The organism is Selenomonas sp. oral taxon 149 str. 67H29BP, from assembly GCF_000146365.1.
Lineage (GTDB): Bacteria > Bacillota > Negativicutes > Selenomonadales > Selenomonadaceae > Centipeda > Centipeda felix.
The window spans coordinates 748659-759731 of sequence record NZ_GL397087.1 but is presented as its reverse complement, the minus strand read 5'-3'; the positions used below and the strand labels follow the sequence as shown (position 1 = coordinate 759731).

The following is an 11073-nucleotide window of genomic DNA, read 5'->3' as shown; positions in this document are numbered from 1 at the left end:
CTGACGTTGACCGCTCCCCGTGATAACGGGGAAGGCTGGGATAACGCCATGTAGCTTCCCCCGCTTGCGGGGGAAGTGGCGAGCATAGCGAGCGATGGGGGGAACAGTCCCTTTTTCGTGTTCTTTCGATGGAGATCTTATGGCAAAGAAGAAAAAGACGATGTACGTTTGTCAGAACTGCGGCTACGACAATACGCGATGGATGGGAAAATGTCCGGGCTGCGGCGCATGGAATACGATGGTGGAGGAGGTCGTTGCTCCGCCGTCGGAGGAGCGGCGCGGTACCGCCTCGTCAGGTGAGCCGCCGCAGCCGATTGCGGAGATCCGCGCAGAGGATCTGCCGCGCTTTTCGACGGGCTCGGGGGAGCTCGACCGCGTTCTCGGCGGCGGTGTGATACCGGGAGCGATGGTGCTCGTCGTCGGTGATCCCGGCGTCGGGAAATCGAGCCTTACCCTGCGCGCATCGGCGGATATAGCGCGGGCAGGACGCCGTGTCCTCTACGTGACGGGCGAGGAAAGCGCACGGCAGATCCGCATGCGTGCCGATCGTCTGCAGGCCGTTGCCGATGAGCTGCTCGTCGTCAGCGAGACGAATCTTGATGCAATCTGCGCACACGTAGAAAATGTTAAGCCCGCGCTCTTTATCATCGACTCCATCCAGACGATGTACCGTCCCGACATCGAGAGTGCGCCCGGCAGCGTCTCGCAGGTGCGCGAGTGCGCCATGGAGCTGATGCGCGTCGCAAAGACGGCGGGGATTGCCGTCTTTGTCATCGGCCATGTAACGAAGGAGGGAAGCCTGGCGGGCCCGCGTGTCCTCGAGCATATCGTCGATACGGTGCTCTATTTTGAGGGAGAGCGAAATGCGGAGTATCGCGTACTGCGCGCCGTAAAAAATCGCTTTGGCAGCACGAACGAGCTGGGGCTCTTTGAAATGCGGGATGTCGGACTGGTCGATGTCCCCGATGCGTCGAAGCTGTTTCTCTCCGAGCGCGCCCCCGAGAGCGGCTCGGTCATTGTGCCGACGGTGGAGGGGACGCGTCCTCTGCTCGTCGAGGTGCAGGCGCTGGTCGCCCCGACACCCTATCAGCCGCCGCGTCGTACGGCGGACTCCGTGGATGTCAAGCGGATCCAGCTGCTGCTCGCCGTCCTCGAAAAGCGCGTACGTCTGCCGATCGGCGCCGCGGACGTCTATGTGAAAGTCGCGGGCGGTATCCGTCTCGATGAGCCGGCGGCGGATCTTGCCCTCTGTGTTGCCATGGCATCGAGCTTTGCAGGACGTCTGCCGCGCCCGCAGATGGTCGTCTGCGGCGAGGTGGGGCTTTCAGGGGAGGTGCGCGCCGTCTCACAGGCGGAGCAGAGAATCATCGAGGCGCAGCGGCTCGGTTTTCACGCCGCCGTGATCCCCATGAAGAACTACCGTCAGCTAAAAGGCAAGTTCGCAGGGATGGAACTCTTCGGTGCAGAGACGATTGGCGATGCCTTAAAGTGTGCGATGCCAAAAAATATTTAAGAAAAGATAAGATTTCCACGATAAAGAGATTGAAGAGGTGATGTGTAGATGAATGCCGGAAATCTTATGGCGGTATCGACCACGGACGGCGCATCGACGGCAGCGGGCGTGCAGGGAGCGCGCAGCGCAGCGGCGAGCAGTCGTACGCAGACAACCTCAGGGAAGAATACGTTCAGCGATACGATGGGCGCACTGCAGAAAAAGGGTATGAGTGCAGATGCGACCAAGATCCAGACCGGTGATTCCTCGCTGTCTGCCGTACAGGATAAGCCTGCGGCGACGGGGACGGACGGGATGGCGCAGAACGCACAGGATGTGAAAAAAACAGCGTCCATGCCTGCGGCAAAAGGGCAAAGCGACGCCTTGAAGGACGTGTCCGCCGAGGACACAGCCATAGCCTCCGCAGCGGCGGCAACCGTGCTCACAGCACTCCTGCCGGCAGATGTGGAGCAGGTTCCCGTGGAGAGCACCCCGGCGGAGGGGGAGCTGCCGCCGGCTCTGGCGGATATTCTCGAACGCTATGGGCTGACCGCTGAGCAGCTGCGTGATACGAAGCTGCAGACGGCGGTCGAGCATCTGCTGCAGCAGATGCCGCAGACCGATGAGAAGGGAAACGCGCTTCTCCGCGCCCTAGCCGGTGAACCGCTGACGCAGGAGACGGCGAATACCGCTGTCATGCTGGCACAGACGGATGCACCTGCCGCTGCGGCGGCGCGTCTCGCAGCGCTCGATGCGGCGATGCCCGCACAGCTGCGTGCGGCACTTCAGGCAGCAGCATTGCCGTCTGCGGAGGATGCAGCGCCGGTACCGGCCGCGGTGACGGATGAGACCCCTGTATCGCAGCTCGTCGTGCAGGAGGACCCCGTTCCCGCAGCACCTGCGGAGCAGCCGACGGTTGTGCAGCAGCCCGCGGTACAGGCAGCGGCCGTTTCCGCGATGCAGGAGCAACAGACTCTGCCGCGGGAGAAGAGTGCGGCGGCGCTGGTCGGTGAGCATCTGACCGAGGAAACGCAGCCTGCACCGAGCCCGCTCGATGTTCTCGCACAGCGTACGATGCGCCACGATGCAATGCAGCGTGATATGAGCGGAGAAAACGCGGAGCAGAACCAGCAGCCGATGCAGAGCGGCATCCCCCAGGCAGCACCGACGCATGAGAACGTCTCCTTTGAGACGACAGTGCGCACGGCGGAGACGCCCGTTCAGCTGGCCTCTGTGCAGACGGGGACGCCTCCCGTCCAGACGGAGCAGGTAGCACCCGCCGCAGAAGTGCCGCAGCGCCCGCAGACCGACTACGAGATTCCGCGTCAGATTGTCGAGCAGGCACGGCTTCTGCGTACCCTGAACGACACGCAGATGATCATTCGCCTGAAGCCGGAGCATCTCGGCGAGCTGACACTGCGTGTTGCCGTCGGCTCGGACGGTGCGGTACAGGCGTCCTTCCACAGCGACAACGCCCACGTGCGCAGCGTGATCGAGAACTCGCTCGTCCAGCTGCGGCAGGAGCTGAACACGCAGGGGATCAAGGTGGATCGCGTCGGCGTCTATACGGGACTTGCCGATGGGCAGATGCCCCAGGGACAAGGGCAGGAAGCATGGCAGCAGCAGCAGGCAGGGCACAGTGAGACACAGGTCTACGCACGCGGTGATGCCGACGACTATCTCGACGGGGAAATCGTCGATGATGGCGTTACCCCCGCATCGATACAGGAAAGCGTTGGCGGCGTAACGGCAGACGGTGTGGACTATCGCGTCTGACCATGTGAGGAGGAAAAAAAGTGGCAAGTACAAACCCACTGAATACCATCAATGTCGGCGGCGTCATCCAGAAGGTCTCCGACTATGAGGCGGCCCAGAACCAGGCAAAGGCCGGAAAGAAGGACAACAGCGCTCTCGGCAAGGATGCGTTTCTGCAGCTGCTCGTAACGCAGATGCGCTATCAGGATCCGCTTAATCCGCAGGACAATGCGGAGTATCTCTCGCAGCTGGCACAGTTCTCCGCGCTCGAGCAGATGACGAATGTCTCCAAGGGGCTGGAGAAGGTCAGCAAGATTGTTGACAATATCGATTCTTCGGTATTGATCGGACAGCTCAGTTCGATGATTGGACAGCCAATCCAGTGGATTACAGAGACGAAGGGAAAAGATGGTGCTGTAACGAAGCAGAACTTTGAAGGCAAGGTCATCGGGGTCAGCATCACAGACGGTGCACCGAGCATTATCGCCGATGTCAATGGACAGTCGCATAAGGTGCAGATCTCTGAAGTGGTGCGCGTCGGCCGTGTCACAGCCTCAGCAACGTAACCGGAAATACAGGGCAGTTGGCCAAAGATCGGTATCGTACCGCCCTTTTCTTGTTGCATAATGCGTATCCGTCGCTTATAATGGGGACGTAATATCCCAAGGGAATATGGGATGCAGAGAGGAAATGGAGGGATCCAATATGGCACTATCAGCCATAGGAGGGGGCTTCGGTTCAAGTCTTTTCCAACAGTCAAACCGTGAAATCCATCAACTTGGTGGTCGGGCGACACAGGCCAAGATGGACGAGGTTAAGGCGGTTATAGGCGACTCGAAGTTCGGTTCGGGCACGAAGGCAGGGACGAGTGAGTTCCAGCAAACGCAGCGGACCGTCATCCGCACGGGCGAGCAGAGCGCGTCGCGCGCCACACATCAGGCTGCGCAGAACATGGATCCTGCAATGCTGGGCACGAGTGCATTCCAGAAGTCGAACCGCTCGGCACAGCAGATGGGTGCCCAGGCGACGCAGGCCAAGATGGACGAGGTCAAGGCGGTTATAGGCGACTCGAAGTTCGGTTCGGGCACGAAGGCAGGGACGAGTGAGTTCCAGCAGACGCAGCGGACGGTTATCCGCACGGCGGAGCAGGTTACTTCACGCGCCACGCAGCAGGCGGCGCAGAATATGGATCCTGCGATGCTGGGCACGAGCCGCTTCCAGAAGTCCCTTCGTGAAGCACAGCAGTATGGCGCCCAGGCAACGAGCCAGCGCATGGAGCAGGCAAAGGCGGCCTATGCAATCAGCCCGCGTGCGCCACAGCATGTCGGAAGCAATCTCGACATCAAAGCATAAAATGATAAATGATAATGGACTGCCTACGGAATCCTGCGGCTTTGTATGGCAGTCCTTATTTTTGTCTTGACAAGCGTGAATCCATCTGTTAATATAACATCTGTCGCAGAGAAAGCGTGAAGTGAATATGGAGTGGTACTCAAGAGGCTGAAGAGGACGGTTTGCTAAATCGTTAGAGTGGGTAACCGCTGCGAGAGTTCGAATCTCTCCCACTCCGCCATTTTTTATTACCCGGTCTGCGTCGGGTTTTTTTAATTTAAGGAGATGCTTCTATGGAGATGCAGAGCACGCCGCCGTCCTTTGTCGAACGATTTTTTAAAGTGCGGGAAAAGGGCTCGACCGTGCGCACGGAATTGCTCGCAGGCGTGACGACGTTCATTGCCATGGCGTATATTCTCTTTGTCAATCCAAATATACTTGCGGACGCCGGTATCCCGAAGGAGGCGGCGATTGCCTCGACGATCTGGATCGCGGCACTCGCGTCGCTCGCCATGGGCATTTTTGCGAACTATCCCGTCGCGCTCGCACCGGGCATGGGGCTGAATGCGTTCTTTGCCTACTATGTCTGCGGTGTTCTCGGTCTGCACTGGACCGTGGCACTCGGCGCCGTGTTCTTCTCGGGTGTACTCTTCCTGATTTTGACGGTTGGCGGAATCCGACAGGCGATCATCAATGCTGTCCCGCGTGACCTGAAATACGCCATCAGCGTGGGCATCGGACTCTTTATTGCGTTCATCGGGCTGAAGGGGACGGGGCTGATCGTCGAGAACTCTGCGACCTATGTCTCCCTTGGTCACGTCACCGCGCCGACGACACTGCTCTCTCTCTTCGGTCTGCTCCTCACAGCGGCGCTGATGGCGCGCAACGTGCACGGCTCGATCCTCATCGGCATCTTTGTGACGACCATCCTCGCCATGATTCTCGGGATGACGCCGGCACCGAAGGGAATCACGGATATTATGAGCACTTCGCTCCCCCACATGGGGGAGACGTTCGGCCAGCTCGATCTCGCGGGCGCATGGCACTACGGCCTCGTTTCGATCATCTTCACGTTCACTGTGGTGGAGCTGTTCGATAATATGGGCACATTGATCGGTCTGACGACAAAGGCAAAGATGGTGCGCCCCGACGGACACATCGAGAACATCGACAAGGCACTGACCACAGATGCGGTCGGGACGATGGTCTCCGCTATGTTCGGTACGTCGACGGTCACCTCCTACATCGAGAGCGCGGCCGGCATTGCCGCCGGCGGGCGGACAGGGCTGACTGCCGTTGCGGCGGGCGTGCTCTTCCTGGCGGCGCTGCTCTTTACGCCGCTGATCGGGCTCGTGCCGGCATTTGCTACCGCGCCTGCCCTCATCCTAGTCGGAGCGCTGCTCATGTCCGAGGTCGGAAAGATTGACTTCTCCGATTTCACGAATGCTCTGCCCGTCTTCCTTACGATCATCATGATGCCGCTCACGTCGAGTATCGCCAATGGCTTTGCCTTCGGCTTTATCAGCTACACGGTCATGAAGCTCTGTGCGGGGCAGTATAAAAAGGTCAGCTGGATCATGTATCTCGTCTCGATTGCCTTCCTGATCAATCTGGCACTTCGTTCGTAGGAGGCTGACGTGCAGATGAAACATCGCATGGCATTTCTCGTGAGCCTTTTGCTCCTGCTCTCCGCGCTCCTTGGCGGATGTGCAGGAGCATCGCATGAAACATCCACGACAGCACCCGTGCAGCAGGCACTCACGGTCAAGATGCTCGATATTGGGCAGGGGGACGCCATCCTCATTCAGACTGCAGAGCAGAACGTCCTCATCGACACGGGCGATGTGGACGAGCGGGATAAGCTCCGCGCCGAACTGGACAAGGCGGGAGTCAAGAAACTCGATGCAGTGATTCTGACCCATCCCCATGCTGATCATATCGGCGGGATGGAGATGCTGATCAATACGTATCCGATCGGCATGGTCTATGACAACGGGATGCCGTCAACGTCGCGCGTCTACATCGGCTATATGAAACAGCTGAAGGCGAAGGGAATTGCACGCAAGGGCCTCTGTACGGGGGATCGCGTGGATCTCGGCGGCGGGGCTGTCTTTGAGGTGCTCGCCCCGTCGGCATCACTGGTCCAGCAGGGCAGCGTCAAGGGCTACAAGCACGATCCGAACAACGAGTCTGTCGTTGGGCGGTTGGTCTTTGGCGATTTCTCCATGATGTTTACGGGCGACGCAGAAAAGAAAGAGGAGCAGGATATCCTTGCGGGGGCGCAGGGCGCGGTGCAGAGCACCGTCCTCAAGGCCGGCCATCATGGCAGCAAAACCTCCTCCTCGGCAGATTTCCTGCGCGCCGTCCATCCTGCGGCGGCACTCATCTCCTGCGGTGTGAACAACGACTATGGACATCCGCATAAGGAGACGATGAAGAAGTACCATGCCATGAATCTGGACATCTATGTGACGGCGGAGAATGGCACGATTACGCTTACGAGCGATGGCAAGGACTACCATATCACGCCGGAGAGAGGGGAGAAACAATGATTTCTGCGTACCTAGATCGATTTGAAGGAGATCTTGCCGTGCTTCTCCTCGGGGATGCCATGGTCAAGGTGAATTTTCCACGCGTGTTCCTGCCCAAAGATGTGGCAGAGGGCGACTATCTGAAGCTGACGATAGAGCGCGATGCGGCGGCGACGGATGCCGCTGAGGATGAGGCACTGGAGCTGCTGAAAGGCTGAATGGGGGCGAGATTGGCATTGACGATCAAGAACAGGGTTCATCTGTGGATGCGACCGCTGCTTGCCGCAGCGGTTTTTGTCTGCCTGCTCTTTCTCCTCGGTGGAGCGGGAGAAGCAGCAGGCACCATCCATCGCATTACGGGCATTGAAAGCCATGCGGTGGAGGTGGACGGGCGCGCGGCGCAGCGCATAGAGATCACCGTTAAGAAGGCGGAGCTGCACTACGCTCTGTCGGAGCGGTATCATGCGGACAATCAGCTGCTGGTCGAGCTGGAGGATGTTGCGCTGGATGAGCATCTTCCCCATGAGATCGCTCTCGATGGAGCGGTGCTGCAGCGGCTTGTCGTTATCCCACGCGAGAATCATCGTGCGGCACTGCGGATCTATGCAGGGCATGACCTTCGCAGTGCTGATGCCTATCGCGTGTATACCGTCCCGGGGACGGGACGTGAGAAGAACACCGAGCGGCTCGTGATTGAGATCTTTGCGGATGCCGGAGACACGCTCAGCAAGGCGGTCATGGGGCATACGGTGGTCATCGATCCCGGGCATGGGGGCAGTGATACAGGGGCGATCGGTCCATCGGGTACATGCGAAAAGGATGTCGCCCTTGCCGTCTCCCTGCGTACGCGTGACCTCCTGACCAAGGCGGGGGCGCATGTCGTCATGACGCGGACGGACGATGTGGACGTCGCGTATGCGGGCAGTTCGGCTTCCCGCGAACTGCAGGCGCGTGTGGATGCTGCGGCGGCACATGAGGAAGCGGAACTCTTCCTCTCCGTGCACTGTAATTCCTTTAGCAATCCGGATGCACACGGGATGGAGACCTACTATTATCCCAAGACGGATGCGGATGAACGTTTCGCCGCGCTGCTGAACGAGGAACTTGCTGCGGCGGGCGGACTCTATAATCGCGGGGTCAAATATGCGCACTTCTACGTCCTGAAGCATTCGGATATCCCTGCTTCCCTTGCGGAACTGGGGTTTATCTCGAATCCCGAGGAGGAGCAGCTGCTCACGGATCCTGCCTATCAGGAGACATTGGCACAGGCACTCTTTCGTGCGATTGCACGCTATTTTGAGGAATGAGGAGAGAATCGGAAATGTTCCAACACGCGCAACATATCACACGTCTGCTGGGCGCGCCGCTCTGCGCAGCACTTCTGCTCACAGCGGGCTGTGCGGATGAAAAGACGTCTGCCCCGCCTGCCGCAGAGTCACAGCAGACACAGACGAAGGCGGCTGCTGTGGACGACACAGCGGCGAAGGACAAAGAGGTCAAGGTGAATGTCTACTACCCGAAGAATGACGGCATGGGTCTTGTGGCGGACAGCCGTACGGTAAAACTCGGCAGCGAGGATAAGTATACGGCAGCGCTGAAGTCCCTGCTCGCAGGCACGACGGAGAAGGGGCAGACGAATGTCTTCCCAAAACACGTGAAGCTGCGCAGCGTCAAGGTTCAGGACGGTGTCGCCACGGTGGATTTCTCCAAGGAGCTGCAGAAGAATTTCAACGGTGGGTCGACGGGGGAAGAGATGCTCGTCGGATCAATCGTCAACACGCTCACGGATTTCCCTGAGGTGAAAAAGGTGCGCATCCGCATTGAGGGAGAGGATGTGGAAACTCTCTCGGGGCACATGGATCTCTCTGAGCCACTGCCGCGCATGACAGAGTTGCTGAAATAGCTGTGCTTGTCATTTTGGCTGTTTTGTGATAGGATACTAGTAGAATGGCGGGAGTGCTCTCTTTGTATGCCCGCAAATCGGAGGGTGCAGCGCGCCCCCCAATGGAAAGAAGCAGGAGGTTGTTTCATACAATGAAGGTTACGGCAGAGCATGGGGAGAACCGTGAGGTCACTCTGACGATTGAAGTGGATCAGGACAAGCTGGAGCAGGCGACGGACGGCGCGGCAAAGCGTCTTGCGGGACGCGTGAATATCCCGGGCTTCCGCAAGGGAAAGGCACCGCGCAAGATTGTCGAGAATTTTGTCGGCAAGGAGGCCATCCTTCAGGAGGCATTCGAGAGCGTTGCACAGAAGGCGTTCGATGAAGCGCTGACCGAGCAGAACATGGAGCCTGTGACGCGCCCCGAGATCGACATCGTGACACTCGAGGAGGGCAAGGATGTCGTATTTACGGCAAAGTTCACGCAGCGTCCCGAGGTCACACTCGGCGAATATAAAGGGCTCAAGGTCGAGAAGCCTGCCGTCTCGGTTTCCGAGGAGGACATCGATCGTCAGATCGAGGGGATGCGCCAGCATCAGGGCACGCTCATCGACGCCCCCGACGATGCCGCGGTCAAGAAGGACGACTTCATTACGCTTGATTTTGAGGGCTTTGTGGACGGAACACCGTTCGAGGGCGGCAAGGGCGAAGACTATCCGCTCCAGATCGGCTCGGGCTCGTTCATTCCGGGCTTTGAAGATCAGCTCATCGGTGCGAAGGTCGGCGAGGAGCGCGAGGTGAACGTCACGTTCCCCGAGGACTACCACGCGGAGAATCTCAAGGGAAAGGCGGCTGTCTTCAAGTGCTCGGTGCGCAGTATCAAGTCGCGCGAGCTGCCTGAGCTGGACGATGCGTTTGCCAAGAAGGCAAGCAAGTTCGAGACGCTCGCAGAGCTGCGCGAGGACATCCGCAAGAACCTCCAGGAGGGGGCGGAGCGTCAGGCAGAGAATGAGCGCCGCACAAAGGCAATCGACATGGCGACGGACAACTGCACGATGGAGATTCCGCCCGTGATGGTCGAGAACCGCATTACGGCGATGATCCAGGAAATGGCGATGCGTCTTGAGCAGCAGGGAATGAGCCTTGAGCAGTACCTTCAGTACGCCGGGCTCGACATGGCGCGCATCCGCGACGAGTACCGCGAGACGGCGGAAAAGAACGTGCGCACCGATCTCATGCTCGAGGAGGTTGCCAAGGCAGAGGACATCAAGGTCGAGGGAAGGGATCTCGATCAGGAAGTCTATGCCATGGCGCTTTCCTATGGCGCAACACCGAAGCAGGTTCAGAAGATCATCAAGGAACAGGGGCGCGTCAGCGATCTTGCAGCGACGGTGTTGCGCAAGAAGACGGCGCAGTTCATCGTGGACAATATCACGGAGTAAGAAAGCTCCTGCGGGGAGGAACGTATGAGTTACTATGTACCGATGGTGGTGGAGACCTCCGGACGCGGGGAGCGTGCCTATGACATTTACTCCCGCCTGCTGAAGGAGCGCATCATCTTCCTCGGTGGACCGATTGACGACAGCGTCGCCAACGTCATTGTTGCGCAGATGCTCTTTTTGGAGTCAGAGGATCCCGATAAGGATATCCACCTCTATATCAACAGCCCCGGCGGTGTTGTGACGGCAGGACTTGCCATCTATGATACCATGCAGTACATCAAGCCGGATGTCTCCACGATCTGTGTTGGACAGGCGGCGAGCATGGGTTCGATTCTTTTGACGGCGGGTGCAAAGGGAAAACGCTATGCTCTCCCGCATGCCCGTATTATGATTCATCAGCCGCTTGGCGGCGCACAGGGACAGTCGACCGACATCCAGATCCAGGCGAAGGAGATCCTGCGCCTGCGTGAGGTCGGCAACGAAATCCTCGCGCATCACACGGGGCAGGATACAGAGAAGATCAACGTTGATACGGAACGCGACAACTTCATGTCGGCGGAGGAGGCAAAAGAATACGGCCTCATTGATGAGGTTGTCCTCCGACCAAAGGATACATCTGCTGACAGCAAGGCCTGAGGG

At 58.8% G+C, this 11073-nt stretch carries 11 protein-coding genes and 1 tRNA gene; all 12 read left to right on the top strand.

What is annotated here, in order from left to right; translation table 11 throughout:
• The first annotated feature begins 139 nt into the window (after positions 1–139).
• The 12 genes from radA to clpP all read left to right on the top strand — a co-directional run bounded on the left by radA (position 140) and on the right by clpP (position 11070).
• On the top strand, positions 140–1513 hold the full coding sequence (gene radA / locus HMPREF9166_RS03650; protein WP_009442707.1) for a DNA repair protein RadA: 1374 nt from the start codon (positions 140–142) through the stop codon (positions 1511–1513).
• A gap of 48 nt (positions 1514–1561) precedes the next feature.
• Positions 1562–3268, top strand: a complete 1707-nt coding sequence (locus tag HMPREF9166_RS03645) for a flagellar hook-length control protein FliK (RefSeq protein WP_009442706.1) — start codon at positions 1562–1564, stop codon at positions 3266–3268.
• A 20-nt stretch (positions 3269–3288) separates the two neighbouring features.
• Positions 3289–3813, top strand: coding sequence for a flagellar hook assembly protein FlgD (locus tag HMPREF9166_RS03640; RefSeq protein WP_009442705.1), 525 nt, complete (start codon positions 3289–3291; stop codon positions 3811–3813).
• A 139-nt stretch (positions 3814–3952) separates the two neighbouring features.
• The gene (locus HMPREF9166_RS11880; protein ID WP_254655003.1) at positions 3953–4600 is read left to right on the top strand and encodes a hypothetical protein; all 648 of its coding nucleotides are present in this window, start codon (positions 3953–3955) and stop codon (positions 4598–4600) included.
• A 129-nt stretch (positions 4601–4729) separates the two neighbouring features.
• A tRNA-Ser gene (locus HMPREF9166_RS03630) sits at positions 4730–4820 on the top strand.
• A gap of 52 nt (positions 4821–4872) precedes the next feature.
• A complete protein-coding gene (locus HMPREF9166_RS03625) occupies positions 4873–6207 on the top strand; it encodes an NCS2 family permease (RefSeq protein WP_009442703.1) in 1335 nt (444 codons plus the stop codon).
• 15 nt (positions 6208–6222) lie between these two features.
• Positions 6223–7131 carry a ComEC/Rec2 family competence protein gene (locus HMPREF9166_RS03620; protein ID WP_039980959.1) on the top strand — a complete coding sequence of 303 codons (909 nt, stop codon included), beginning with the start codon at positions 6223–6225 and terminating at the stop codon, positions 7129–7131.
• A complete protein-coding gene (locus HMPREF9166_RS03615; protein WP_039980957.1) occupies positions 7128–7328 on the top strand; it encodes a DUF3006 domain-containing protein in 201 nt (66 codons plus the stop codon). Before HMPREF9166_RS03620 ends, HMPREF9166_RS03615 begins: the two co-directional genes overlap by 4 nt.
• A 48-nt stretch (positions 7329–7376) precedes the next feature.
• On the top strand, positions 7377–8417 hold the full coding sequence (locus HMPREF9166_RS03610; RefSeq protein ID WP_139062666.1) for an N-acetylmuramoyl-L-alanine amidase: 1041 nt from the start codon (positions 7377–7379) through the stop codon (positions 8415–8417).
• A 14-nt stretch (positions 8418–8431) separates the two neighbouring features.
• Positions 8432–9013: a GerMN domain-containing protein gene (locus HMPREF9166_RS03605; protein ID WP_050749693.1), complete on the top strand. Its 582-nt coding sequence runs from the start codon at positions 8432–8434 to the stop codon at positions 9011–9013.
• A gap of 131 nt (positions 9014–9144) precedes the next feature.
• On the top strand, positions 9145–10434 hold the full coding sequence (gene tig / locus HMPREF9166_RS03600; protein ID WP_009442698.1) for a trigger factor: 1290 nt from the start codon (positions 9145–9147) through the stop codon (positions 10432–10434).
• Between the two features lie 24 nt (positions 10435–10458).
• Positions 10459–11070, top strand: a complete 612-nt coding sequence (gene clpP, locus HMPREF9166_RS03595) for an ATP-dependent Clp endopeptidase proteolytic subunit ClpP (RefSeq protein WP_009442697.1) — start codon at positions 10459–10461, stop codon at positions 11068–11070.
• Positions 11071–11073: the final 3 nt, after the last annotated feature.